Source organism: Arcticibacter sp. (assembly GCF_045629565.1).
GTDB lineage: Bacteria > Bacteroidota > Bacteroidia > Sphingobacteriales > Sphingobacteriaceae > Arcticibacter.
The window spans coordinates 64,960-90,168 of record NZ_JAZQRL010000093.1; the positions used below are offsets into that span (position 1 = coordinate 64,960).

24 protein-coding genes are annotated in these 25,209 nt (G+C 41.6%); 14 read left to right on the plus strand and 10 right to left on the minus strand.

Going from position 1 to position 25,209, the window contains the following annotated elements; all coding sequences use genetic code 11:
- Positions 1-2 precede the first annotated feature (2 nt).
- Entirely contained in the window at positions 3-3,113 is a 3,111-nt protein-coding gene (gene infB, locus ACKI5J_RS11580) for a translation initiation factor IF-2 (RefSeq protein ID WP_407429633.1), read from the plus strand.
- A 127-nt stretch (positions 3,114-3,240) separates the two neighbouring features.
- On the opposite strand, the gene ACKI5J_RS11585 is transcribed toward infB, so the two are convergent.
- Positions 3,241-4,218, minus strand: a complete 978-nt coding sequence (locus ACKI5J_RS11585) for a glycosyl transferase family 90 (RefSeq protein ID WP_407429634.1) — start codon at positions 4,216-4,218, stop codon at positions 3,241-3,243.
- A 323-nt stretch (positions 4,219-4,541) separates the two neighbouring features.
- Between ACKI5J_RS11585 and ACKI5J_RS11590 the strand changes: the two genes are divergently transcribed.
- Positions 4,542-5,585, plus strand: coding sequence for a glycosyltransferase family 61 protein (locus tag ACKI5J_RS11590; RefSeq protein ID WP_407429635.1), 1,044 nt, complete (start codon positions 4,542-4,544; stop codon positions 5,583-5,585).
- 91 nt (positions 5,586-5,676) lie between these two features.
- Positions 5,677-6,456 (plus strand): FkbM family methyltransferase, encoded by a 780-nt coding sequence (locus ACKI5J_RS11595; RefSeq protein WP_407429636.1) that lies wholly within the window; start codon positions 5,677-5,679, stop codon positions 6,454-6,456.
- A gap of 19 nt (positions 6,457-6,475) precedes the next feature.
- On the opposite strand, the gene ACKI5J_RS11600 is transcribed toward ACKI5J_RS11595, so the two are convergent.
- From ACKI5J_RS11600 to ACKI5J_RS11610, 3 genes are all read right to left on the minus strand, one after another.
- Entirely contained in the window at positions 6,476-7,291 is an 816-nt protein-coding gene (locus tag ACKI5J_RS11600) for a DUF5672 family protein (RefSeq protein ID WP_407429637.1), read from the minus strand.
- Positions 7,292-7,301: 10 nt separating this feature from the next.
- Positions 7,302-8,243: a hypothetical protein gene (locus tag ACKI5J_RS11605; RefSeq protein WP_407429638.1), complete on the minus strand. Its 942-nt coding sequence runs from the start codon at positions 8,241-8,243 to the stop codon at positions 7,302-7,304.
- 178 nt (positions 8,244-8,421) lie between these two features.
- Positions 8,422-9,306, minus strand: a complete 885-nt coding sequence (locus ACKI5J_RS11610; protein WP_407429639.1) for a glycosyltransferase — start codon at positions 9,304-9,306, stop codon at positions 8,422-8,424.
- A gap of 116 nt (positions 9,307-9,422) precedes the next feature.
- Here ACKI5J_RS11610 and ACKI5J_RS11615 point away from each other — a divergent pair, with 116 nt between their 5' ends.
- Entirely contained in the window at positions 9,423-10,154 is a 732-nt protein-coding gene (locus tag ACKI5J_RS11615; protein WP_407429656.1) for a DUF5672 family protein, read from the plus strand.
- Between the two features lie 15 nt (positions 10,155-10,169).
- Here ACKI5J_RS11615 and ACKI5J_RS11620 read toward each other — a convergent pair whose 3' ends face one another.
- Entirely contained in the window at positions 10,170-11,990 is a 1,821-nt protein-coding gene (locus tag ACKI5J_RS11620; protein WP_407429640.1) for an ABC transporter ATP-binding protein, read from the minus strand.
- Between the two features lie 469 nt (positions 11,991-12,459).
- Here ACKI5J_RS11620 and ACKI5J_RS11625 point away from each other — a divergent pair, with 469 nt between their 5' ends.
- Positions 12,460-13,932: an MAC/perforin domain-containing protein gene (locus ACKI5J_RS11625; RefSeq protein WP_407429641.1), complete on the plus strand. Its 1,473-nt coding sequence runs from the start codon at positions 12,460-12,462 to the stop codon at positions 13,930-13,932.
- A 362-nt stretch (positions 13,933-14,294) separates the two neighbouring features.
- On the opposite strand, the gene ACKI5J_RS11630 is transcribed toward ACKI5J_RS11625, so the two are convergent.
- Positions 14,295-14,435 carry a hypothetical protein gene (locus tag ACKI5J_RS11630; RefSeq protein WP_407429642.1) on the minus strand — a complete coding sequence of 47 codons (141 nt, stop codon included), beginning with the start codon at positions 14,433-14,435 and terminating at the stop codon, positions 14,295-14,297.
- 5 nt (positions 14,436-14,440) lie between these two features.
- Here ACKI5J_RS11630 and ACKI5J_RS11635 point away from each other — a divergent pair, with 5 nt between their 5' ends.
- Positions 14,441-14,833 carry a hypothetical protein gene (locus ACKI5J_RS11635; RefSeq protein ID WP_407429643.1) on the plus strand — a complete coding sequence of 131 codons (393 nt, stop codon included), beginning with the start codon at positions 14,441-14,443 and terminating at the stop codon, positions 14,831-14,833.
- A 304-nt stretch (positions 14,834-15,137) separates the two neighbouring features.
- Here the strand turns inward: ACKI5J_RS11635 and ACKI5J_RS11640 are convergent, their stop codons facing one another.
- Both ACKI5J_RS11640 and ACKI5J_RS11645 read right to left on the minus strand, forming a co-directional pair.
- Positions 15,138-15,359, minus strand: coding sequence for a hypothetical protein (locus ACKI5J_RS11640; protein WP_407429644.1), 222 nt, complete (start codon positions 15,357-15,359; stop codon positions 15,138-15,140).
- 103 nt (positions 15,360-15,462) lie between these two features.
- Positions 15,463-16,224 carry a glycosyltransferase family 2 protein gene (locus ACKI5J_RS11645; RefSeq protein ID WP_407429645.1) on the minus strand — a complete coding sequence of 254 codons (762 nt, stop codon included), beginning with the start codon at positions 16,222-16,224 and terminating at the stop codon, positions 15,463-15,465.
- 91 nt (positions 16,225-16,315) lie between these two features.
- Between ACKI5J_RS11645 and ACKI5J_RS11650 the strand changes: the two genes are divergently transcribed.
- Complete coding sequence (locus ACKI5J_RS11650) at positions 16,316-17,425, plus strand: glycosyltransferase (RefSeq protein WP_407429646.1); 1,110 nt, start codon at positions 16,316-16,318, stop codon at positions 17,423-17,425.
- A gap of 53 nt (positions 17,426-17,478) precedes the next feature.
- Here the strand turns inward: ACKI5J_RS11650 and ACKI5J_RS11655 are convergent, their stop codons facing one another.
- Together ACKI5J_RS11655 and ACKI5J_RS11660 are read right to left on the minus strand one after the other, a co-directional pair.
- Entirely contained in the window at positions 17,479-18,321 is an 843-nt protein-coding gene (locus ACKI5J_RS11655) for a glycosyltransferase family 2 protein (RefSeq protein WP_407429647.1), read from the minus strand.
- A gap of 1 nt (position 18,322) precedes the next feature.
- Positions 18,323-19,114, minus strand: a complete 792-nt coding sequence (locus ACKI5J_RS11660) for a glycosyltransferase family 2 protein (RefSeq protein ID WP_407429648.1) — start codon at positions 19,112-19,114, stop codon at positions 18,323-18,325.
- Positions 19,115-19,741: 627 nt separating this feature from the next.
- Here ACKI5J_RS11660 and ACKI5J_RS11665 point away from each other — a divergent pair.
- From ACKI5J_RS11665 to rpsB, 7 genes are all read left to right on the plus strand, one after another.
- Positions 19,742-21,013: an OmpA family protein gene (locus ACKI5J_RS11665; protein WP_407429649.1), complete on the plus strand. Its 1,272-nt coding sequence runs from the start codon at positions 19,742-19,744 to the stop codon at positions 21,011-21,013.
- A gap of 105 nt (positions 21,014-21,118) precedes the next feature.
- Entirely contained in the window at positions 21,119-21,256 is a 138-nt protein-coding gene (locus ACKI5J_RS11670) for a DUF6728 family protein (RefSeq protein ID WP_407429650.1), read from the plus strand.
- 1 nt (position 21,257) lies between these two features.
- Entirely contained in the window at positions 21,258-21,638 is a 381-nt protein-coding gene (locus ACKI5J_RS11675) for a RidA family protein (RefSeq protein WP_407429651.1), read from the plus strand.
- An 11-nt stretch (positions 21,639-21,649) separates the two neighbouring features.
- Positions 21,650-23,755 (plus strand): ATP-dependent DNA helicase RecG, encoded by a 2,106-nt coding sequence (recG, locus tag ACKI5J_RS11680; protein WP_407429652.1) that lies wholly within the window; start codon positions 21,650-21,652, stop codon positions 23,753-23,755.
- A gap of 106 nt (positions 23,756-23,861) precedes the next feature.
- A complete protein-coding gene (gene rplM / locus ACKI5J_RS11685; RefSeq protein ID WP_106292284.1) occupies positions 23,862-24,305 on the plus strand; it encodes a 50S ribosomal protein L13 in 444 nt (147 codons plus the stop codon).
- A 13-nt stretch (positions 24,306-24,318) separates the two neighbouring features.
- A complete protein-coding gene (rpsI, locus tag ACKI5J_RS11690) occupies positions 24,319-24,705 on the plus strand; it encodes a 30S ribosomal protein S9 (protein ID WP_407429653.1) in 387 nt (128 codons plus the stop codon).
- A gap of 18 nt (positions 24,706-24,723) precedes the next feature.
- The coding region (gene rpsB, locus ACKI5J_RS11695; protein ID WP_407429654.1) for a 30S ribosomal protein S2 at positions 24,724-25,209 on the plus strand (486 nt) is incomplete at its 3' end.

Here is a 25,209-nt window from a genome sequence, read left to right on the forward strand (position 1 = left end):
AAATGTCAGAAGGTAAAAGTATAAATTTACTAAAAGCTGCAAAGGAGCTTAATATTGGTTTGTCAACTGCGGTCGAATCTTTGAGCAAAAAAGGCTTTAAGGTTGATGCAAAGCCCAATACAAAGCTTTCAGAAGAAATGTATGGTGCTTTATTGCAGGAGTATCAGGGCGACAAGATTGTCCGGGAGGAAGCAAGGCAAATTGTAATAGGGAAGATACGTCGTGATGACGCTGCATCTCCGGCTCCCGAAAGACAGGAACCTCGTAGAGAAAAGGAATTCGAACAGGAAGAGATTCTTATAAAGAACACAGGATCATCGTTTGGGCATACGCCAGCTGCTGAGAAGCCAAAAGAGGCTCCGGCAGAAAAACCAGCTCCGGAAGCACCGAAGGAAGAAAAGCCTGTTTCGGGTGTAAAGGTGGTTGGTAAGATTGATCTTGATGCGCTAAACCGCAGACCTAAGCAGGAAGCGAAAGCGCCTGAAGAAATCAAGCCAGAGCCTAAGCAGGATGTGCCTGAACCTGTAGCGCCGCAACAGGAAGGTCCTAAGCCAGAGCCGAAGGAAGAAGTTAAGGAAGTAAGTCCTGTGGTTGAAACTCCGGTAGTGAAGGAAGAGCCAAAGGCTGCTGAAGTTGCACCGGTGGAAGAAGCGAAAGCTGAACCCGCTGCGGTCACTACTCCTGCACCTGTTGAAAAGCAGGCAGAAACGGCAGCAGCTCCAGAGAGCGTTGCTCCGGTTAAAGAAGAAAATATAGAAGCCGCAAAACCAGCTGCTTCTGCTAGTCAGAATATGGAAACTCCAGCTGCTCCGTCTGTTGAGCAACGTCCCAAGGCAGAAGATGCCCCGGAAAATGAAGTCATACGCGCCAGGGCGCAACGACTTACCGGACCAAATGTTATCGGTAAAATCGATTTGTCTGCCCAACAGCCGCCGCGCCGCAAGGATCAACCTGTAGCGTCGTCGTCAAGTGCAGCCAGCAATGATCATAAGCGTAAAAGAAAGCGCAAAGATGCTCCGGGTCAGCCTGGGCAGGGACAGCAGGGAACTGGTCAGCCACGTGCTGCAAGTCCAGCTCCAGCTCCACATACCGGACCGAGACCCGATTTTCGTGGCGGTGCCCGGAACCAGGGAGGTGCAAGGCCAGACTTCAGAGGTGGTTCCAGAAATCATGGAGCTTCATCGGGTCCTAAGGAGGAGCCAACAGAGAAAGAAATCCAGGATCAGATCAAAGCAACGCTTGCCCGCTTAAGTGGTGCAGGTAAGTCGGGCAAATTTGCTCAGCGGGCTAAATTCCGCCGTCAGAAACGTGACGATGTTGCGCAATCAGCTGAAGAGGCAGCAATGGAGAAAGAAGCACAGTCTAAGGTGCTTAAGGTTACCGAGTTCGTTACGGCGAATGAGTTAGCCAGCATGATGGATGTGCAGGTGACACAGATTATTTCCACTTGTATGAGCTTGGGGATGTTCGTGTCGATCAACCAACGTCTGGATGCGGAAACGCTGACTATCGTTGCTGATGAATTCGGATATAACGTTGAATTTATAAAACCTGAGGATGAAGAGGCAAGTCTGGAGATTGAAGATGATCCGGCTGACTTGGTTCCTCGTGCTCCGATCGTTACCGTTATGGGTCACGTTGACCACGGTAAAACATCATTGCTTGACTTTGTGCGTAAAACGAACGTACTAGGTGGTGAAGCAGGGGGTATTACGCAGCACATTGGTGCATATGCAGTGAGCCTCGAAGACGGTCGTAAGGTAACATTCCTGGATACTCCCGGTCACGAGGCCTTTACGGCGATGCGTGCCCGTGGTGCTCAGATCACAGATATCGCGATCATTGTGATCGCAGCTGACGACAGCGTGATGCCTCAGACTCGCGAGGCGATCAACCACGCTCAGGCAGCAGGTGTTCCGATTGTATTTGCCTTTAGTAAGGTAGATAAGCCGGGGGCTAATACTGACAGAATCCGTGAGCAGCTTTCTCAGATGAACATTCTGGTTGAAGACTGGGGTGGTAAATACCAGAGCCAGGAAATATCCGGTAAGACGGGTATGAACGTGGATCTTCTTCTGGAGAAGGTATTGCTGGAAGCTGAATTACTTGATCTGAAAGCAAATCCGAATAAACGTGCTACAGGTACGGTTATCGAGGCAGCACTTGATAAGGGACGTGGTATTGTCACTACGGTATTGATCCAGGCGGGTACGCTGAAGATCGGTGATCCAATCCTTGCAGGAAGTTATAGCGGTCGTGTAAAAGCATTGACCAACGAACGCGGACAGCGTGTAACTGAAGTAGGTCCGTCAACGCCGGTTCAGGTGTTGGGTATGTCGGGCGCTCCTACTGCGGGTGACAAGTTCAACGCAATGGAGACTGAAAGTGAAGCACGTGACATCGCAAACAAACGTTTGCAGTTACAGCGTGAGCAGGGTCTTCGTACACAGAAACATATTACACTGGATGAGATCGGCCGTCGTTTGGCTATCGGAAACTTCAAGGAACTTAACATCATCGTTAAGGGTGACGTGGATGGTTCTATTGAGGCATTATCTGACTCATTATTGAAGCTGTCGACTGAGCAGATCCAGGTGAACATCATTCATAAATCAGTAGGTCAGATTTCAGAATCAGACGTATTGCTGGCTTCTGCTTCTGATGCGATCATCATCGGTTTCCAGGTTCGACCTTCTGCAAGTGCGCGTAAGCTGGCTGAGCAGGAAGCGATAGACATCCGTCTGTATTCAATCATCTACGATGCGATCAACGAAGTGAAAGCAGCGATGGAAGGTATGCTTGCTCCTGAGTTTGAAGAGAAGATCGTTGCGAACGTTGAGATTCGTGAGACATTCAAGATCAGCAAAGTGGGTACTATCGCAGGATGTATGGTTCTTGATGGAAAGATCACCCGTAACAGCAAGGTTCGTATCGTAAGAGACGGTGTGGTTGTTTACACTGGTGAGCTGGCTTCATTGAAACGTTATAAAGATGACGTGAAGGAAGTTACTAAGGGCTACGAGTGTGGTCTGAACATTCACAACTTTAATGATATTAAAGAAGGTGATATTGTTGAGGCATACGAAAATGTTGAGGTAAAGAGGAAGTTGTAAGGTCTTACAACGTTCTTTAAGTGACGACAATTGATTGTCTTCATGATAACTATACAGGCGGCCCTAAAGGCCGCCTTTTTTGCGTATTAACTATTTAAACTTTATAGCTGAAAGCTCTGAGAGTTAGCTAGTCTAATGGATTGTCGTTCGTCTGCGACGTGTAGTAGAAATATTTTTGCAAGACAAGCAGAGATATCAAGTCTTCCTGTTCGGGGTTCAGGAACTGCTTTATATATTGTTGAGCGTTGTTTATGATATTCTGGGCCTCTCCCGGATGGTCAATGTAATGCTGTAACCTTTCCTCAAGATCCGTATAATCATCCTTAATCTGAATGTAATGAAAGTCGGGGATCAGGGTTCCTTCCATAAACCAGGTCTCGTATTTTGGTTTAGGCATGACGGCAATTGAATTGGATGACATGATCCATTTTAAGTTTGTCGCTACGTCATTTCCTTCCAGGCTGAGAATGAATTTATAGTCCAGGTGGGCTGCAATAGAAATTCTCGGTTTGAGCCACTTGAGGTTTCCTAAGTTTGTATTCACCTGGCCCAGGTCGCACAATGGATTATCGAAGTACATCTCCATGAACTTCATTCTGTGAGGCTGGCTGATGTAGGCTCTGCCAATTAGCATGTCTTTTTTTTCTGAGAACTTTTTGTGATCCTTTAAGAAAAAGAAGTGACGTTTTTTATCAAGCTTCAATATCACGGCATTGGTGTTGTCTCCGTTGATCGGCCTGCTTTTTTGTATGGATGGTACGTCTGCAACCGTGGTTACATCACCAAAAAGGAAGTTCGCTTTGAAGTTAGGGCTGAAATACCGGCTGTATTCTAGTGTGTCAACGCGGTATGCACTGTTGGTTTTGATAGACGGGATGTCCTTCAGAAAGGTGTCTAAGTCACTGGCCTCGCTGAACGTATTCAGCTTATTGTAGTAGTTTACTCGCTTAATGATAGATGTCTTATCAAATTCGCGAAGGCTCGCCATTTTACGGGAAAGGGTTCTTCTAAATAAAGTCGGAGGAACTGCTAGCAGAAGATAGTGCTTCGCATAGTAAAATACCTTATTTCTTCTGATCTTGTGGATCAACTCTTGAAAAAGCATGTGACAAAGGTACTGCAAGTTTTAGCCTTACACAAGGCTAAGCGATAGGTTCATGATTCTAAAGTAATGACATGTGCAGGGCTGGTTTGTTGTACAGTTAGACTGCTAACTCCTACTTGTTAAATCGTTCATGAATCTGCTTTATCCATACGGCATTTCTGGGTCTTTTTTGGAAGATTATGTATAAAGCTAATGTATCGCTATGTTTGCAAGAGCATCTGTTTTATGTCCGTAGATTAAAAGGATAGGCAAGGAGGAAAGGGCTCAGTATGCTTGATCTTACTAGAAGCAGTATCCGTAGCAAACAATGAATTTAACTTTAGATGAAATCAAACAAGGCACTTCTTGAATCTTATCTGGTGCAGAGAAACCCTCCGAAGAATTATACAGAAGGCGAATTGGATTTCTGTAGTTCTGAGTTTTCCTACGATACTCTAGACGTAAGTTTAGTTGAATGTAGGAACTGTTTCGTGAACCATAGAGGATTTGTTTATGACGGGTATTTTAGAATAAATGAAAAGTCGTTGCTTAGTCCTGCCTATTATGCCGGTCAGTTCAATATCAAGCATTACCTAAAGAAGGTGCTTTTCAAGAGCAAGAGGACTGTTAATCATGACCATAAGTATTTGCTTGCGTTCGACGAGTGGGGGCATACACATTATCACTGGTTCTGTGATACCCTTCCCCGCATCTATAGTGTAAAAGATCTTCTTAAGGATTACTACTTGTTGCTTCCGGGAAATTTTCCTTATATTAAGAGTGTTGCAACAGAAACATTAGACTTATTAGGGTTACGTCCAAAAGGTATTGAGTTTATCGACGATGACGAACTTCTGCGTGTTGAGAACCTGTCAATAGTTACCCAAACCTGTAAGTCAGGTTATGTTAATGACAGGATATTGAAGAAGATTTCTGAAGATATTATTCATGGCTCGGGAATAAAGCGAGCTGAACCTTTTCGTAAGCTTTATATATCTCGGGAGGGGGCAGGTTATCGGAAGGTATTAAATGAAGATGAGGTGCAAGAGGTTGTTAAAAGTTACGGTTATGAGGTTATCCGATATGAAGACATGAGCCTGATGGAACAAATTAGAATAACGGCCTCTGCGAAATCAATTGTTTCGATACATGGAGCGGGGCTGACAAATATTGTTTTTATGCTGGAAGGTAGCAATGTATTGGAATTTAGGAGAGATCGAATTTATCATAATCAATGTTACTGGCATTTGGCTGATGCACTAAACCTTAACTACTTTTACTTATTTGGTTCGCCTGATGACGATGACCTTGTATTAGAGGGAAACGGATGCAATCTGACTATTGATACGGAAAAGTTGACTAACATACTAAAACAAATGGAGGAATGATAGTTTGAAAAATTTCCACTTCCACTCTTTATATAAAAAAATAATAGGTTTAGATAGAGCTAAAAGGAAAGCCTTATGTGCCGGCGATGGTTTGAAATGCGTTACTCGTGATGAACTTGAGCGAATAGCGTCATTGCCACGTTTTTCGGCAGGTCAAACAAACATCTTGGGAATCCCCTTCAAGTTTCATGACGGGTTGAGCTTTGTTGTAACATATAAAGAGATCTTTGAGAGGGAAATATACCGATTCAACCAGTCCGGGGATGCGAGAACCATACTCGATTGTGGAGCAAATATAGGATTAAGTGTATTGTATTTCGCGGTTAATTATAGCCATCATAATATTTTAGCGTTTGAGCCAGATCCTGATATTTTTAGATTGCTTGATGAGAACGTAAGATCTTTCAATTTGAGAAATGTTAAACTGTTTAACAAGGCCGTTTGGGAGAGAGATGAAGTATTAACGTTCTATACAGATGGAGGAATGGGCGGCAGGGTTCTTAATGTATATGCAAATCAAGAGTCGAGGTCTGTAGAAGCAGTGCGATTGATGGATTTTCTTACAGAAGATGTCGACTTCCTTAAGATAGATATAGAGGGTGCGGAAGACAGGGTGTTGAAGTCTTGTTTGGGCAGCCTTAGACTTGCTAAACACATTTTTTTTGAATATCATAATGACATTGCTAAGAAGCAAACTCTGCATGAATTGCTTCACTTAGCACAGTCGGAAGGCTTTCACTATTATATCAAAGAGTCAGGTACCCGGCAACGACCGTTCGTTGATGATGAACTGATTTGTGACACATATGACATGGCTATAAATGTTTTTTGCTACCGGGAGATATCTCAGTTACATCAAGATCTTAAATAGATTGTGTACATTTAAGTCCTTAAATGTGATATCCAGCTCGTTTAAAATGGGGTCTCCAGAAGTCTGAAAATCTATCCCAATCATGACAACCAAACGGGAGATCATGGTTGTTTATTTGTAATCCGACTTGGGGAAAGGTTTCAACAGCAAATTTTGCAGCTAATTTATAGTTTGGAATTCTGAGATGTTTGATCTTTCGATTGATTTCAAGACTGAAGAAAACATCTTCATTAAAGAAGTGATGATCGTTTTGATTATAGTAGTCAATCAATTCTTTTTGATTCTTACAAACGTCGTAAAACTTCTTTACTCGTCTCAATGAAAATCCGCCATTTCCTACCGAATTACGGAACTGTCTTAGACTTGGATAAAGACTATTGCTCTTTTCTTTTATGTTGAAGTAGATATGAATAATCTGCAATATGTGTTCTTTCATTCTTTTAAAAATGTCCGGATACTTATAGTCGGTTAGCCAGGGAGCACCAATATAATCAAAGTTCTTCGAGCACCAATACATAAGCTCATCTTTGAATACGAAGGCATCAAGTTGATAAATTAAAATGTATTCAAACTCTAGAAATTGATGGTAGAAGTGCTCCGATAACATCAATCTATTGTACCCTTGAATATCACTAAAATAGGAGTCATGGAAATTCAGAAGCCTTATGTGTGAATTCTTTGAGACGAGCCACGATAGATCTAACGAAGCAGGTTTGAATATTATTATAGGGTACTTTCCTAAAACCTCGAAACAGCGCTTCAATGAAATCTCTTCAAAATCGGAAAGTGTCTCCTTGTAAAATGGGATGGTTATGGCAACTTTATTTTTATGCATTTGGTATAAATCAACTATACAACCTATCAACAAGAAGCTCTAAATGTTCCTGTAGATAATAATCGTATCCATTTGGTCCTTCAGGGACAACATTTGGAGCATCCGGAAATACTTCTAAAATTCTAGGCACCTTCAAGGCTTCTGCGAGTGCATATGGAAGTGACTGATTTCCTATAAATAGCCTACATCCGCAGATGATGCTTGCCATTTCAGCAAAATCTTTGATTTGTATCCATTCAACCTTCTTAATTGCTTTAGAGATCGTATCATATTCACTTTGCAAACCAATGAACTTGATACGATCGTATTTGTCTAAAAAAGAGAAATCTATATTTTGGTTGAGATACCTCGCACTTCTGGAAATAATAATGGAATCTTTTGCGACGTTATCTTGCTCAACGAAAATCCATTTTTTCCATAGGTCTGGATTTACCCCTGTTACATATCCGTACCACTTTGGAATACTCCCGGAGCTTACATTGAAAATTCCGTCTCTAAAAGCGTCTAAATCAATATCAATTTCTTCATTATTATATACACTACAATGTTGTATATATGGTTGATCTTGGATAAGCGGAATGAGATTATTAGCCATGTTGTCGTTTAAAAGAAACATGCCTTGAGGATGAGTATGATAATGAGATGGTAGAGCGGCCGCTTGACCTACTTTTAGATATACATTGATACGTGCTGTCTTAAGTTCCGCAATCTTCTTTAATGTTGGTAATGCATAAATGATGTCACCTGCATGTCCACTATGAAGTACTCGCAGCTCCGCCTTTTCTTTTAAACTTTTTACAACATGAATATTTTTAACAGGTCTTCTGCTATTGTTTTTCTTTTGATTTTTTAATTCATAGCTTCTAAGCTCCTGTTTGTATTGACGATAGGCGTTATAGTTCGATAATTTAAGATAGAGTTTTTCGATCGGACCTTTCTTGACGAATACCATTTTGATAATAATAATAATAATAATAATATGCCTTTGGAGGCACGACTTATATAAGTACGATAGTAATCTTTTAGACGCTACATATTCATTTGCTTTCACTGAAATTAGGCAGGTCTCTTACTCTAACAGTAGATTACATAGAAGTTATATACCTGGGCGGGCGCCGTTAACGTCTATTTTATCTGTTAAAGACAAACTTTTTGATGGCCGTTATATATAGTTTTATATATACGAAACGACTGAGTTCCCAAAGCTTTGAAAGATCAAGAATTATTAATAATTGTTTGAGAGAGTATCCTTGTTCAATCAGCTGTGGAAGAAGATTGCGAAAGGAGTTTTTCTCAGAATATATGATATCACTCTTCGAAAATCCGGCTTTGTTAACAGGGAGTTCATTTCTCCACTTTTTATGGAGAGCCATAGTGGCGTCTGCCCACTCTCTCTCGAAGCGGCCTTCAGAAAGGTGCTCCAACAAGACGTCGTAAGTTACTGCAACCTTGTAGTATCTTCCGATATTTAAGCTAATATCTATATCATAGCAATGAAATCGTTTGAAAGTTTCTTGATCAAACGGGTGTTTTTTGATTATCTGTTTTCTTGAACATAAAAAAACGCCATCAAGGACTGCAACTTCTTTTAGAGTCTTGTTTTCTGGATTATGATAATAGTGATTGGTGGGTGCTTTCTTGAACTTATATGCCTGCAGTAGATTTGCATAGTCCACTCTTTTTCGACTACCATACGGAGCCCAACCTGAGAAGATACTGGATTTGTAGGTGCTACCAACGACGCCGAGCAATCCTAATGCTTTATCGTCGCTGAAGTGCTTAATTACATTTTTCCCCCAGTCGAATGTCTTCAATTCGATATCCTCATGCATGAAGCAAAGGATATCGAATTTGGACTGTGAAACACCCAAATTGTACGCTTCACATAGTCCTCGCAAGCCAGCATGATTACTAATAGTTATGATTTCGTATGGGACACCAACTGTAGCTTCTATGTTCTTGCTTACTGCATTTAAATGATTCTCATTTACGGTCGATATGATGATCGATATCATGTTCAAAGGTAATACATTTGTTGAATATGCATTTTAAAGATCAAGTAAGGGTTGTTATTCCCGTTTACAAATCGCCGAACCATTTGGAATGTATTTCTTTTCGGCAATGTTTGAGAGTGTTAAAAGGCTATCCCATTACCCTCATCTGTTCAAAGGTATTTGACGTCAATGATTATAGAAATATAGCTGTTGAATATAGTGTTGAGTTGGACGTCGAGAGATTTGATCCTGTCTTTTTTGCAAGTATTAGTGGGTATAATAAACTGATGCTTAATGTTGACTTTTACAGACGTTTCTCCTCTGACAAGTTCATTTTGATTTATCAAACAGATTGCTTTGTTTTTAAAGATGAGCTTGAGCAGTGGTGTGATAAGAATTACGACTATGTGGGCGCTCCATGGCCATTTGATACAGGTATCTGGATCGGCCACCACTATCCGTGGCTTGCGAGAAAGTACTATCGTACGATAGGAAAGAATAGAGTTCCTAATGTTGGAAATGGAGGCCTTTCCCTGAGAAAGGTTAGTAGTTTCATAAAAAATCTTTCCTTATTCAGGTATTCGGTTAAAAACTGGGACCATAACGAGGATACGTTCATTAGCCATTGTCTACCTATATTTAATCCTTTCTTCTCAATCCCGTCCGTAAAGCAGGCGAGCTTGTTTTCCTTAGACACATCACCGGAGATGTATTATCAATTAAATAATCATACTTTGCCCTTCGGTTGCCACGGCTGGTTTAGAGATGCAAATGAATATGAGGGAAACAAAGGATTTTATATCCCGATTATAAAGTCATTTGGTTACGATATCAACGACATCAATTCTATTGATAATTCGGTAGCATAGGCAATCGCATAATGTTTATTCAGCAAACGTCTGCATTTCCACAAGACGGCGGTACACTCCATTATTTGCCATTAGTTCAAAATGCGTTCCTTTCTCTACTACTCGCCCTGAATCCAGTACCAGAATGAGATCTGCGTCCTGAATGGTGCTGAGACGGTGAGCGATGACAAGGGTAGTTCGGTTCTTCATGAGTTTATTCAGTGCGTCTTGTACAAGCTTTTCCGACTCTGTGTCAAGTGCTGAGGTTGCTTCATCTAATAACATGATTGGAGGGTTCTTCAGAACTGCTCTGGCAATGTTGATGCGTTGCTTTTGTCCGCCTGATAACTTCACCCCACGATCACCAATGTTCGTTTGATACCCTTCCTCGGTATTTATAATGAAGTCATGGGCATTCGCGATGCGTGCGGCTGCTTCTACGTCCTCAGGTGTAGAATCAGGCTTGCCGAAAGCGATGTTGTTAAAAATCGTGTCATTAAACAAGATGGACTCCTGATTAACGAAGCCGAGCTGCGCACGAAGAGAGTCAATCTTTATCTCCTTGATGTCAACTCCGTCGAAATAGATGGTCCCGCTTTGGGGTTCAATAAATCGAGGTATGAGGTCCATTAAGGTTGATTTTCCACCGCCTGAAGGGCCAACAAGGGCAACGGTCTTTCCTCTCGGGATTTCAAGTGATACATGATTGAGGATGGTTCTGTCACCATATGCGAATACGACATCGTCTAGAACTATCTTTTCCTTAAATCCTGTTACTTCTTTCGCGTTCGGGCTATCCTGAATGCCTGGCTTCATATCGATGAGTTCAAGAATACGCTCTCCAGCCGCTAAGCCAAGGTTAACGCCTGTAAAAGAATCTGAGAGCGCTTTCGCCGGGCGTGTTAGTTGGGAGAAAATGGCGATATACCCAATGAACATAGGAGCTGTTAAGCTGGCGTCGCCGCTTAGTACAATACTACCTCCGTACAATACGATAAATGCTACCATGAGGACTCCAAGGAATTCTGAAATGGGGGAGGCTAGCTGTTGTTTTTTCGCAATCTGGCGGCCAATCTCTGAAAAGTTTTCATTCTCAGCATTGAATTTCTGCTTAATGAATGAAGAAGCATTGAATGCTTTGATAATCTTAACTCCGGATAGAGCCTCCTCAAGGTTGCTTACCATCACTCCAAATGACGACTGCGAATTAGAGGCTACATTTTTTAGACTTTTTACCAGTCTGGCGATGAAAATTGCTGAGATGGGAATGAACAGAATGGATACAAAGGTGAGTTTATAAGAAATGGCAAACAATGTGACAAGGTAAGCTATCAGCTGGAAGGGCTCACGAAATACAACCTGGAGTGTGCCGGTTACCGTAAACTGCACCACCTGAACATCGTTGGTGATCTTTGATAAAATGTCGCCTTTTCTCTCGTTGTTAAAAAAACCCAGGTGCATGTCCATCACATTGTTGAATACGGATCTCCTGATGTTTAGAAGTGTATGTATTCTTAAGTTCTCCATAATGCGTTGGGAGATATATTTAAAGACATTACTTAACAAAACAGAAGCAACTATCACTACACATATGAATTGTAAGGCGCCATACATTCCATATTCTTCCCTAATTACCTGCGAATAGTAATTAAAGTTATCCATCATCTTCCAGATACTATCGGGTTTAGAAACTACTTCGGCTGAGCCGGTGGTGTTAAAAAGGAATGTAAGTAAAGGGACAACCAATGCCAGATTCAGCGTATTAAAAAATACAGCAAGTAATGTGGTGATGACGTAGGGAATTGCAAACTTTTCGATCGGCTTTGCAAAGGATAGTAATCGGAAATATGTCTTCATCTAATAAATCAATCTGCAAAAGTATTAAAATTGCCGGTAGCTATGGGTTTAAATGTTAGAAGAACGTGCTTCCCGGCTTGCGCAGCTCTCTGTTTCTTTTGTATAGGTAACGGATGTAAGTGAGCCAACCGAGATGTTGGCATTCCTGTTTCCTCCTCCGGAAATAGGCGATACAATTATTGACTACGCAAAGGATCGGCGGCCTGTCTATGAATCTTATTGTTTGCTATCTCATCTCGAAGAGGGTTTTAAGTTATGATCGGCATCAAAATGAAGATCGTCTATTCTAGTTAGTTATGTGAAAATACGTGCAATTTATTACAGGATTTGAGAAATACTTGTACATTCGTCAAGTTATTGAAAATATCGTCGCCTTATCTTTTTTATCGTTACTTATAGCCCTAATTATAAAAAAGGCCAGAATCCAGTGTTGAAGAGACGTTTTCTGCGAATCACTTATTAATACATAATGAAATATTTCAACATTAAAATGCTACTAGCAGGCGTGCTCCTAGCTTTCGGAACAACAATGGTGTCTAGCTGTAAAAAAGACGAATTCAAAGAGGCAGTCGACGTCGATAAGATTGCGACTAATAAAGGCCTATCGCCAATGAAATTTGCTGGAGATGGGAGGTTTGACCTACTTGGATGTGGATATGATATAACAGGCAGGTTTGCACATCCGATCTCAGGACGATCAGAAGTTGTTAATACAGAGAGATTATTTGCGGATAATAACGATAATATTAGGCGAAACCTATCATCTAGTACGGATTATGAACAATTCTTCGGTAGCAATGCTTCTGAGTTTATAAACAACTTAACTCAAAAATACAATTTGAATGTTTCTGGTATCGCTAAGTGGGTAGGTTTTAAAGCTGAAGTTAAAAGTACATTTACAAACAATGATTCAGTCACCTCTAAGCATGCTTACGCGAAAATTTCTAAGAATATTCGCAGAAAGCAGTTTGCCTTTACGGTGAGCACAGAGTTGTTAAGATCACAATATTTGAACGACAAATTCATACAAGATGTAGAAACAAGGACACCCGCAGATCTCGTGGCACTGTACGGTACTCACGTGTTAGCGGATATCACGTTGGGGGGGAAGCTGGACGTACAATACCGATCAGAAACTAATAGTTCTCGGAGACTAGACGCTGTTATCGCAGGTGCTGTTGTCAACGGGATGTGGAAGACATTCTCGTTAGATGTTGATGTTAATTACAAGCATGAAGAGCTCCTTTCGAACTTTAATCAAACGCTGCAATACAGTACTGTAGGTGGGGACATCTCCCGCAGTTTAAACGGAGAAATAAATCTCGATAATTCTGTACCTGCCATTAATATCGCCAACTGGGAAAGTGGCCTCAATGATTCCAATGTTGCGCTAATTGAAATAGGTCAGAATGGCTTTATTCCTTTGTGGGAATTTATTTCTGATCCAGCTAAGAGAAATGCCGTAGAGGCCTATATTACTCAGTATATCATAAATAACCAACTTGTAATGGGATGGGAACTCTTGAATGTTTATGAATATTATCATCAAAGAAATAATGATCACTACTTTACGACTGGGAGATATCTTGACAGCGACTCTTGGTGGAGATTTCAAGGCGAGAAGTTTAGAGCACTTAAAGATCAAGCTCCCGGATCGATTCCCGCTTATCGGTACTATGCAACAAAGGTTATGGATCATGTGATTCTGGTAGATCTAACACATCCGCTGCAGAATCCGTCTTATTGGAATGACGGAGGCGAGATAGTTTTTTATGTATATCCAAACCAAGTTTCAGGTACAATTCCGGTCTATCAATACTACGACGATAAAGGCAGAGATCACATCTTAGCTGCAGCCACAAATATCGAACTTATAAGTTATCTAAACAGGACAAAAGGATGGGTAAATGAGGGGGTACTGTTTTATGCATACCCCAACTAATTAGATTGGTAGGGGACTCTCAGCTGAACAAGTATAAGCGGATTCTCTTGCGAGAACTGATTTCAATGGCGGAAGGAGGTTTATCATAAATATGATTGCCCTCTTTTTTAAAATGTTTTCCTTCTTGATGGCTTGACGATGTTGTTACCTGTTGGTATTCCGGAAGATATTTCTCCGGAATGCCCAACTTGGTAAGTGATTATAGGGAATTTAAGTTAATTTAAGATATTGATGTAGAGACGATCGGCATTTTTATTCCATAAATGTCTGCATTTCTACCGAACATCTATAGACACCGTTGTTTTGCAATTAACCCCGCGGGGGGCCCTTCTCTATAAGTCGTCCCGCATCTAATACCAGAACTAGGTCAGCATTTTGAATAGTGTGAGGCGGTGCGCGATAACGAGGGTAGTTCTGTTGTTCTCCATAAGGTTATTCAGAGCTTCCTGTACCAGCTTTTTAGATTCGGTATCAAGAACTGAGGTCGCTTCGTCAAGCAACATGGTTGATGAAATCTTCAGAACAGCGTCGGCTATTGATTTTTTTAGGGCCTCCTGACAAGTTTATTCCCTCTATCCCCGATATTGGTTTGATAGTTATTTTCGGTATTCATGATAAAATCGTGGGAATAGCAATGCGTGCTGTGGCTTCCACGGCTTGTGAAGTAGCGTCTGGTTTTCCGAAGGCGATGTTATTGAAGATGGAATCCTTAAAGAGGATGGATTTCTGGTTGACAAAGCCAGGTCGTGTGCGTAAGAAGTCCACGTTTGTTTTTTTAATATCGACGTCATCGAAAATTGATGGTTTTGCTCTGTGGTTCGATGAAAACGGCGAATCAAGTCCATCACGGTTGATTTGCCCCCCCGAAGGGCCGGCAACTGTTTTACAAGACGCTCAATAAAATTGCTGATATAGGAATAGATAGCATCGAAAAGAATGCCAGTTTAGAGATGTAAAACAAAGTCACAAGGTATGCAATAAGCTAGAACGGCTCCCGAAGATCACCTGGAGCGTGCCATTGACGGTAAACTGCACAACCTGAACATTGTTGGTGTCCTTTTCTTTCGTTGTTAAAAAAACCAAGGTGCATGTCCACTACATTATTGAATACAGCTTTGCGGATGTTCGATAGCGTATGGATCATTTTCCATGATCCTTTGTGAGAGGTATTTAAATACGTTACTCAGGAAGAATCGATACAGCGATCACAACACAGATAAACAGAAAGGCTCCGTAGGTTGATACGCTCTGTTAATGTCCTGCGAGTAGTAGTTGAAGTTGCCCATCACGTTCCAAAGGCTATCAGGCTTGGCATATACTTCTGAGCTGCCGGAGGTATTGAAAAGGAACGTCAGTGAAGGTACGATCAACGCAAGGTTCAGTGTGTTGAATGCTACGAATGATAGTAGGAGGAAATATGTCTTCATCTATTCGGCTTATCTGCAAAGTGTTAAAAATGAGCCGGATTGAAGTGCTGGGGGATGTCGATGGAAAGCTTGTATAAATTAAATCTCTGACTCTTTTTTTCCATTAGATGTTATGTGAAAGTTTATTTCTGAGCTTTTTTACCAGAAAACGTACGTATGTAGTGAATCCCAGATTACGCTTGATCAGTTTGCTTTGGTCGAGATAGAAGTTTACGTCTATGGCACTGGAAGAAGCACCGGCGAGGGAGAAGTCTGCAATTACATATGGGAAGAACTGAAAACTGAATTGTTTGTCAGACCATAGTTGTATGTTCAGTACCCAATCTGCTGCCAAAGGATATCTTAAATTATAATTGTACTTTTTAAAGGCCTTTTTTGGATAAAGAATAGCTTGGTGACAGATTGTTTCTTTCGAAAGTCTGTATGTGGTATATTCTTTTCTGCTGGTTGCTTTTCCATTATAAGCCATGTCCCCGTAATAGATGGAGTATGGGTTTACTAGTCTCATACACATTTGGGAAAACCCTTTTAATAGTTTATCGTCTGCACCAATAAAATAGATCCAGTCACCCGAGGCCTTCTGTATGGCTTTATTCATGGCGTCATAGATGCCCTGATCCGGACTGCTTTGCCAGTAGCTAATGTGAGTGTCATACTCTTTTATAATCTTAAGGGTTGAATCTCCGCTTAAGCCATCAAAGACTAAAAGTTCTATATTTTTATACTGCTGATTGATAATCGAAAGCAGACAGGTGCGTAAACAGGCTTCTGCGTTTAGCGTGACAATGACAATGCTGACGAGAGGTTTTGCTGGATCAGATGGGTAATGTTGCTCCCGGCTTCCTCCTGTTGGATATGTAATCATAAGTACATTGAATAAGCGCAAAATTAAGTATTCTACGGTTATAAGTATATTTGGCTCACAACGGTAAAATAAAATTCGAATTCCCCCACACATGCCAGCTGATCTTACGAAGCGAATAGATATTATTATTCCCTCCTTTCGGATGGAGGAGCATTTGCTTATGCAGATTTTAAATTTGCCTTCTCCAGCTGGCTTCAGGGCAAATTATATTTTAATCTGTGACAACCCGCAGGTGAAGGTTCCTCCTGCTATACAAAGTTTGGCTGATGAGGGGAGTATCAGGCTTTTGGTGAACGAAGTTAATAGAGGCCCCTCTTATACACGTAATAGGGGGATAGAGGAAGGCAAAAGTCAATGGATCTTATTTCTGGATGATGATATCGTGCCGTCACAGGATTTATTGAGTGCTTACTCCCAGGCAATTAAAGCTCATCCCGACTGCCTGGGTTTTGTAGGCGTTACGGAGTTTCCGGAACCGTTTAATGACGTTACCAATGCACTGGATTTAAATGGTGCTGTTGGCTTCTTCAAAATGAGCAGGTTTAAAAAAGAACAAGCCTGGGCTCCGACTGCGAATTTGATGCTTAACAGGTCTTTGCTCGGAGATCGGCGTTTTCGTGAGGAGTTGACTCTTGGAGGTGAAGATGTGGAGCTGATGACAAGGAATAGTCAGGATAATGGTAAGCGTTACCTTAGTTTGCCCGATGCTGTCGTTTGCCATCCATGGTGGAATGAAGGAAAAAGCCAGGTTAGAAGAATGTTTCGATATGGTTACGGTAACGCAACTATTCTGCAGCTGCCTCATATTAGAACGTATAGTTGTCTCGACTTTTCCACTACCATTGAGACGCTTTTTGGCTTGGTGCTCCTAACCCCTTTTATGCTAATCGGAGGAATTCATTTCGGAACGGTTTTAACTCTTTTTGGGATCGTTCTAGCAGCAGAACTTATTACAAATGCGGCCCGATCAATAACCGTTTCGCAAAAAGTTAGTCCTGCGCTGATTTGGCAAATGATGCTGCACAAGAATGCGCAAGAGCTTGGTTTCTTTTATGCGCTGTTGAGGCAAAGGAGATTTCTGTCGATGTGTAGAATGATCGACTTTGGTTTTAAAAAGGCCTATCCAAGTCCTTTTCGACTGAACAGATGGAAGATTGTGAAGCTTACGGTGACGATGCTGTTATTGCTTATGTTATTTTAGCGGATCTTTTAAGAGTACTAGCTGAACTCATCGCAGCTAGTACTAATGCGTTTCTAGGTTAGATTACCCAATCTCGGAATGCGGTTGTTATTCAAGTACTGGCTAATGCCCTGGCGGCAATAGGTGATTTCTTCTCTCAGCGTTTTCAGCATGCGATGATCATTTTCGGCATGTTTGGATCTGCAGTATTGAGTATGTGCGATATGGAGCACTACGCCACCCATTTTTAGTACTCTCTTTTTTATCCCGGCGTTAAGCATGCGCACGGCGATCTCCTGATCTTCTCCGCCCCATCCTTCGAATTCCTCGTTATAACCGTTAACCCTGATGATGTCACTTTTCCAGAAAGCCATATTGCATCCGCGAATGGAATCGATGTCTTTTTGGTGATAACGATTTGCTAAAAAGTTTCTCAGGGGTTTAATTCTAAGGCTATTGAAGTGGTTGCGGATTCCGGGAGTAAAGATGTTTGCGGTGGTTTTTTCGCTGGACATCATCATGACTGAGAGTTCGTCGTTCATCAAAACGCGACTGCCTGTGACGAAGGTGCCTTTCCTGGCGATCTGTATGTGGTCTTTAATAAAATGTTTATGTAATATAAGATCTCCATCCACCTGGATGATATACGGATATTTTGCCTTGGCAATTGCCTTGTTTCTGATTTTGGCCAGCTGAAATCCTTCATCTTTATGCCAAACGTGAATTAGGGGAACTTTGAAAGATTGCTGATGAAGTTTGATTAACTCATAAGTATCCCTTCTGGAACCGTCGTCGGCAATAATCACTTCGTCGGGAAGTACAGACAGCCTGGATACACTTAATAAACACAAATTAAGTGCTTCGGCCCAGTTGTAAGTTGAGATAATTAGGGATGTTTTGATTGCTTCTTTTCTCATATTAATTGCAGCTATATCCGTTAGCGCAGAATTTAAGGGTATTCTTTACGGTGTTATCTAATGTTGTTGAATGAAAAGATTCTTGATCTCTTGCGCTTTCTTCATGATGTAGATGGTACTGTACAGCGCTAAGTTTAACGATTTTCTTTATTATCCGGTTATTAATGAACCGTGCAGCGAGTTCTTCGTCTTCATGCCCCCATCCTTGCAGGTCGTTATTGTAGCCATTGACCAAAACAAAGTCTGACTTCCAGAAAGCGAGGTTGCTCCCGCGTACGCTTCTGCTGCGCATTTCCTTACGAATACCCAGAGTTTTGAAAATGGGTAACCGTATCGCATTCAGTCTGTGGTATACTCCTTTTGAAAGAGCATGGAAGCCTGTTTTTCCGGAACGAATAGTTTCTTCAGTCATCTGTTTGGTAAGACGCGCTCTGGTCCCTCTGACGAACGCGTTTTTCTCGGCTATCTCGAGGTGATCCGATATAAAGCATGGATGGAGGATAACATCGCCATCTACCTGTATGATATAGACGGACGAGCTTTCTTTTATAGCCTTGTTTAAAATTTCTGTCTTCCTGAATCCTCTATCATTATGCCACACATGTATAACTGGGACCGGAAGTGTCTTCTTAAACCTTTCGATAACTTTTCGGGTGTTCTCCCCAGAGCCATCATCGGCGATTATGACCTCAGTGGGCAGCATTTTCTGATGTGCTACACTAAGCAGGCATAATTCTAAAGCCTCAGGCCAGTTGTATGTAGATATAATTAATGAAGACGACGGTAGTGGCATCTAAAAGCAATTTGTAGTTAATTTCCACAGATATGAACAGTACGGGCTATTTTTAATAAACGCTACAGTTAGTGGCCTCACTTACGCCTGTTTTGATTAATATAATATAAGGCGAGGCCTTGGAGATGTATGTTATGCGAAAGTAAATAAAATCTAAGGTATGTGAGGAAATATTATAACATGTCCTGATAATAGGTCAGGCATGCGTTCTGTTTCAAAGTAAAACACCTTAATTTCAAGTAACTTATTTGTAGCGTTACGAAATCTGTCTTAAAAAAAGTACTGTCTGAGTGACCGTATGGCATGTCAGGCAGAGATTCGATCGTCAGTATGGAGTGTGAAATATTATTTACCCTAGAACGAAAAAATATTTACAATAATCTTAGAATGTTGTTAATGTTGGTGTATTTATCTGTTTGTCAACGTGTTGTACGTGATATTATTGTGTGAGTATAGTGCTAATTTAGCATTAGCTGATGGGTCTTTTGGAAACTCAAGCAAACCAAATGCACATAATTCTGTTTTAATTGGACAAAGTGGTATAGAGTTTGACTATTTGGCTTTATATTTATTTTTGTTAAAATTGCACAATTAAAAATTTGTTTAACCTTAAAACAAACTAAAAACATGAATTATTCTACAATTAAGAAAGTTGTTGCTAGTTCGCTGTTGTCAGTTGCTACATTAGCAGCTACTGCACAGGAAACTACGACTACTTCAACATCTGCTGCCACGGTGTTTGGCGGGAGATCTCAGTACAGAACATGGTCAATCGGAGTTAACGGCGGTGTTTTAGCACCAGTTATTCCTTTCGGAACCAACGATTACAATGACTGGGACGCTAACTTCGGTTACGGTCTTTTCATTAAGAAACAATTAGCTCCTTCTTTCGCATTGAAATTAGATGCGCACAGAGGTAAATTGAGCGGAACTTATGATACTAACGACGGAAGAACTCCAATTGGCGGAAGATCTCCAGAGTTTGAAACTGATTTAGACTATGCAGTATCTTTAAAAGGTGTTGTTAACGTTGGAACAGTTTCTTTCTTAAGCAGACAGAAAAATGTTGGATTCTTCGTTCAGGCGGGTGCTGGTTTGACAGGTTATTCTCCTGATGCAAATGACAGAACTGAATTGTTTATCCCTGTAGGTGCTGGTATTAACTTCAAATTAGGAGAAGTTGTTGCCTTCAACTTAGGATATGACATGAACTTCCTTGATGCTGACAACTTAGACGGAACTTGGGCTAACGGTGCATCTAACAAAGACAAATGGTCTTATGGATATGCTGGTCTTGAGTTTACTTTAGGTAACAAATCAAAACCAAGCCTTCAGTGGTCAAACCCTGTTGCTTTAATGTATGATGAATTGAAAGATCCTACATTACGTCAGGAAGTTGAAGCTTTAAAGACTCGCGTAAGCACTTTAGAGAACACTGTGAACCAACTTTCTGCTGATGCTGACGGTGATGGCGTATCTGACAGATTCGACAAATGCCCAGGAACTCCTGCAGGTACTGTTGTTGACGGAGCTGGTTGTCCTCTAGTAATTCCTACTGCTGATACTGCAGCTGCAGGACAGTATGGAACTATCCAGTTTGAGTTTGATAGCTCAGTATTGAAGACTTCTTCTTACCCTACTTTGGATAAGGTTTCTTCTGACTTAAGAGCTAACTCTTCTATAGTATTATCTTTAGAAGGTCATGCTTCAGCTGAAGGTTCTGACGAGTACAACATGAGCTTATCAAGAGACAGAGCTAACTCTGTAAAAACTTACTTAGTAAACTCTGGTGTTGACGCAAACCGTTTAACTGTTAAGGCTTACGGTGAAAGCCGTCCAATTGCTTCAAACACAACTGAAGAAGGCCGCATGCAGAATCGTCGTGTTGAGATTAAATAATCTTTGATAATATAGTATTTAAGCATATTATCGGAAGAGGGTCCCATTAAGGACCCTCTTTTTTTGTGGAGTAGGTTTCGCTTATATTTTTATTAAATTTGCTTTATGTATTTCTTTAGGAAAAATGATCCGGACCGGCCTCAGAGTTTCAATTTGAAGGTAATGCATTTTATTAATGCGACTGCTATTCTGTTGTTTGCATTGGGAATACTTTATAAGATTATTGACTGGTATATATTATAGTATGAAGCAGATAATTAATACAGACAAGGCGCCCGCTCCTATAGGTCCTTATAATCAGGCTGTGCTGGCAAATGGTTTTTTATATGTATCAGGCCAGATTGCAATAGACCCAGCTACCCATCAGTTGGTCACTTCATCTATTGAACAGGAGACTACACAGGTGATGGCGAACCTGACTGCCATATTGGACGAAGCAGGTTTTGGCTTTTCAGACATTGTTAAGACAACGATCTTCTTATCTGATATGAGTTGGTTTCCTATAGTAAATGATATATACGGGTCTTACTTTATTGATGAGTTTCCTGCCAGGGAAACAGTGGCTGTTGCAGGACTGCCCAAAGGGGTAAATGTGGAAATTTCTGTAATTGCTACGAAAGCCTAATGTGATGCCCTGTGGCAGAAATTAGTTTAATTACTCCTGTAGAGTATCTGAAAGGTGTCGGTCAGCATAAAGCTGAACTGTTAAAAAAGGAGCTTTCCATTTTTACGTTTCAAGACCTCTTGTATCACTATCCCTTTCGATACATCGATCGCACCAGATTTTATAAAATACGAGAAGTAAACGGAAGCCTGCCTCTTATACAGATCATAGGAAGGGTGGTATCCAAGGAAATAGTCGGCGAAAAGCAGGCGCGGCGGTTGGTTGTGCAGCTACGGGATGATACAGGGAGTATGGAGCTGGTATGGTTTCGTGCGCTGAAATGGATCGATCGCATTTTGCATCCAGGGCTAGCTATCGTTGTGTTTGGAAAACCAACCGATTTTAATGGCAAGGTGTCTATATCTCATCCTGAGGTAGAAATTTATAATCCGGCTGCAAAGAAGCTGGGTAATCTGAGCCTTCAACCTGTATATAATTCTACCGAGAAGCTGAAGCAGAATCAGCTGGACAGCAAGGGAATTCAGAAGTTACTCGAAAATCTGACCGGGTTCCCGGTCTCGCTGATTAGGGAGACTATCCCTGAATATATCTTAAATAAGTATCATTTAATATCGAGGGCTCAAGCTATAAGGGGAGTGCATTTCCCTACTGATCAGCAAGAGCTTGATGCGGCTGTGAGGCGATTGAAGTTTGAGGAACTCTTTTTTATTCAGCTGAAACTGCTTCGCAATAAGTTGCTTCGTACAGAAAAGTTCCGGGGCTGCGTCTTTGGCAAGGTGGGTGAGAAGTTCAATGAATTCTATTCTTCGAAGCTGCCATTTGATCTGACCAATGCTCAGAAGCGGGTCTTGAAGGAAATCCGGATCGATACCCAGCGCGGGGTGCAGATGAACCGTCTTCTGCAAGGGGACGTAGGGAGCGGCAAAACAGTTGTGGCCCTGATGACGATGTTATTGGCAGTTGATAATGGCTATCAGGCTTGTATTATGGCACCTACGGAGATCCTGGCCCGCCAGCATTATCTGTCTATTCAGCAGTTAGTGGGCGTCGACTTTGTTCAGGTAGAGCTGCTTACCGGTTCTACCAAGAAGAAAGACCGGAAGCGGATACATGAATCGTTATTGGATGGCAGCCTGAATATTCTTATAGGAACACATGCGCTGATTGAGGATCCGGTACAATTTCAGAATCTGGGACTGGCTATCATCGACGAGCAGCACCGCTTCGGCGTGGAGCAGCGGGCTAAGCTGTGGCGTAAGAACAGTGTTCCGCCTCACATGCTGGTCATGACAGCTACGCCTATTCCAAGAACACTGGCAATGACTTTATATGGAGATCTTGACGTATCGGTTATTGATGAGCTTCCCGCCGGCAGAAAGCCTATTAAGACTTTGCACTTATATGAAAACCAACGACTGCGTATGTTCGGTTTTATGCGTCAGGAGATAGCGAAGGGGCGGCAGGTATATGTTGTTTATCCGTTGATTAAAGAGAGTGAGAAGCTGGACCTGCTGCACCTCGAGGCGGGTATTGAAGCCATTTCGAGGGCTTTTCCGCTACCGGAGTTTCGGATCAGTATTGTTCATGGAAAGATGAGCGCAGCCGACAAAGAATTTGAGATGCAGCGATTTGTAAAGCATGAAACGCAGATTATGGTGGCGACAACCGTTATTGAAGTCGGCGTAAATGTGCCGAATGCAAGTGTGATGATCATTGAAAATTCGGAACGCTTTGGCTTGTCGCAGCTTCACCAGTTGCGGGGCCGGGTAGGCCGGGGTGCGGAACAGTCATACTGTATCCTGATGAGTACGAACAAGCTTAGCGCCGACGGGAAAGTACGTCTGGAGACGATGGTGCGCACCAATGATGGGTTTGAGATATCAGAAACAGACCTGAAGCTCCGGGGGCCGGGTAATATTGAGGGTACCCAGCAGAGTGGTGTGCTGGATCTAAAGCTGGCCGATCTGGCTCAGGACCAGCAGATTCTTCAGGTTGCCAGAAACGAAGTTATCGCGATTTTTGAAGCTGACCCGGGGCTTGAAGCGGAAGAAAATCAGCTGCTCAGGGAATACTTTCAGGTGCGCCAGCCCGGTATCCACTGGAATAAAATCTCCTAAACTGAATAATTCTTAGCAACCCTTTGATAATTAAACATTTTACTCTATCTTTGCAGACCCTTTTTAGGGGTATAGTATATTGTTTAATTAATTTAATATCAAGCAAGTGAATACGTTAAGTTACAAAACTGTCTCCGCCAACAAAAAAACCGTTAACAAAGAATGGGTAGTTGTTGACGCACAAGGCGAGATTTTGGGGCGCTTGTCTACTAAGATCGCGATGATGATCCGTGGTAAGCACAAGCCTACTTTCACCCCAAACGTAGACTGCGGTGATAACGTTATTGTTATCAATGCAGACAAGGTAAAACTGACAGGAAACAAACTAAGTGACAAGACTTATGTTCGTTACACTGGTTATCCAGGTGGTCAGCGCTTTATTTCTCCTAAGGAGTTGTTAGCTAAGCATCCAAACCGCATCATTGAGAAAGCGGTTCGTGGTATGTTACCTAAAAATCGTTTGGGCCGTGCATTATTCGGCAATCTGTATGTTTATGCAGGTAGTGAGCATCCTCATGCCGCTCAGAGTCCAAAAGAAATCAAACTTTAATTAGAAGAAAGAAATGTCGACTACAAACACTTCAGGAAGAAGAAAAACTGCAGTTGCCCGCATTTATTTAAACGATGGCAGTGGCAACATCACCGTTAACAGCAAAGATTACAAAGAGTACTTCCCAACTTTACCCTTACAATACATCGTTAATCAGTCTTTAGAAGTTTCTGGTTCTGCCGGAAAGTTTGATATCACTGTAAACGTTGCAGGTGGTGGTGTTAAAGGACAAGCGGAAGCAGTTCGTTTAGCAATCGCTAAGGCTATTGTTGAGTTAGATCCGGAAGCTAAATCAGGATTAAGAGCAAAAGGTCTTATGACCCGTGATGACAGAATGGTTGAACGTAAAAAACCAGGACGTAAGAAAGCTCGTAAAAAATTCCAATTCAGTAAACGTTAATTTCAGGAGGATCAAACAATGGCAAGAACAACATATCAGGACTTACTGGATGCAGGTGTACACTTTGGCCACCTTACCCGCAAATGGGATCCGAAAATGGCTCAGTACATTTTCATGGAGCGCAATGGCATCCACATCATCGATTTAAACAAGACTTTAATAAAAGTTGAAGAAGCTGCAGCAGCTATCAAACAGATTGTAAAGTCTGGTCGTAAGGTGCTTTTCGTAGCAACTAAGAAACAAGCGAAGGATATCGTGGCCGAGCAGGCAAAATCAGTTAACATGCCTTATATCACTGAACGTTGGTTAGGTGGTATGTTAACTAACTTCGCTACAGTACGTAAGTCAATCAAGAAGATGTCTAACATCGACAAGATGACTAAAGACGGTACATACGATGTATTATCAAAGAAAGAGAAATTAATGATTCAGCGTGAGCGTATTAAATTAGAGACCCTTCTTGGAGGTATCGCTGATTTGAACCGTCTTCCTGCAGCATTATTC

Bases quoted from the DNA above. Each gene is read 5' to 3' on its own strand.
- ACKI5J_RS11625 (WP_407429641.1), top strand. From the start codon at position 12,460: ATGAAATATTTCAACATTAAAATGCTACTAGCAGGCGTGCTCCTAGCT.
- ACKI5J_RS11675 (WP_407429651.1), top strand. From the start codon at position 21,258: ATGAAGCAGATAATTAATACAGACAAGGCGCCCGCTCCTATAGGTCCT.
- ACKI5J_RS11610 (WP_407429639.1), bottom strand. From the start codon at position 9,306: ATGATATCGATCATCATATCGACCGTAAATGAGAATCATTTAAATGCA.
- ACKI5J_RS11670 (WP_407429650.1), top strand. From the start codon at position 21,119: ATGTATTTCTTTAGGAAAAATGATCCGGACCGGCCTCAGAGTTTCAAT.
- rpsI (WP_407429653.1), top strand. From the start codon at position 24,319: ATGTCGACTACAAACACTTCAGGAAGAAGAAAAACTGCAGTTGCCCGC.
- ACKI5J_RS11630 (WP_407429642.1), bottom strand. From the start codon at position 14,435: ATGTTGCTTGACGAAGCGACCTCAGTTCTTGATACCGAATCTAAAAAG.
- ACKI5J_RS11660 (WP_407429648.1), bottom strand. From the start codon at position 19,114: ATGCCACTACCGTCGTCTTCATTAATTATATCTACATACAACTGGCCT.
- ACKI5J_RS11650 (WP_407429646.1), top strand. From the start codon at position 16,316: ATGCCAGCTGATCTTACGAAGCGAATAGATATTATTATTCCCTCCTTT.
- ACKI5J_RS11585 (WP_407429634.1), bottom strand. From the start codon at position 4,218: ATGCTTTTTCAAGAGTTGATCCACAAGATCAGAAGAAATAAGGTATTT.
- ACKI5J_RS11600 (WP_407429637.1), bottom strand. From the start codon at position 7,291: ATGCATAAAAATAAAGTTGCCATAACCATCCCATTTTACAAGGAGACA.
- infB (WP_407429633.1), top strand. From the start codon at position 3: ATGTCAGAAGGTAAAAGTATAAATTTACTAAAAGCTGCAAAGGAGCTT.
- ACKI5J_RS11640 (WP_407429644.1), bottom strand. From the start codon at position 15,359: ATGAAGACATATTTCCTCCTACTATCATTCGTAGCATTCAACACACTG.
- ACKI5J_RS11665 (WP_407429649.1), top strand. From the start codon at position 19,742: ATGAATTATTCTACAATTAAGAAAGTTGTTGCTAGTTCGCTGTTGTCA.
- ACKI5J_RS11635 (WP_407429643.1), top strand. From the start codon at position 14,441: ATGAAATCTTCAGAACAGCGTCGGCTATTGATTTTTTTAGGGCCTCCT.
- ACKI5J_RS11655 (WP_407429647.1), bottom strand. From the start codon at position 18,321: ATGAGAAAAGAAGCAATCAAAACATCCCTAATTATCTCAACTTACAAC.
- ACKI5J_RS11645 (WP_407429645.1), bottom strand. From the start codon at position 16,224: ATGATTACATATCCAACAGGAGGAAGCCGGGAGCAACATTACCCATCT.
- ACKI5J_RS11605 (WP_407429638.1), bottom strand. From the start codon at position 8,243: ATGGTATTCGTCAAGAAAGGTCCGATCGAAAAACTCTATCTTAAATTA.
- ACKI5J_RS11590 (WP_407429635.1), top strand. From the start codon at position 4,542: ATGAAATCAAACAAGGCACTTCTTGAATCTTATCTGGTGCAGAGAAAC.
- ACKI5J_RS11620 (WP_407429640.1), bottom strand. From the start codon at position 11,990: ATGAAGACATATTTCCGATTACTATCCTTTGCAAAGCCGATCGAAAAG.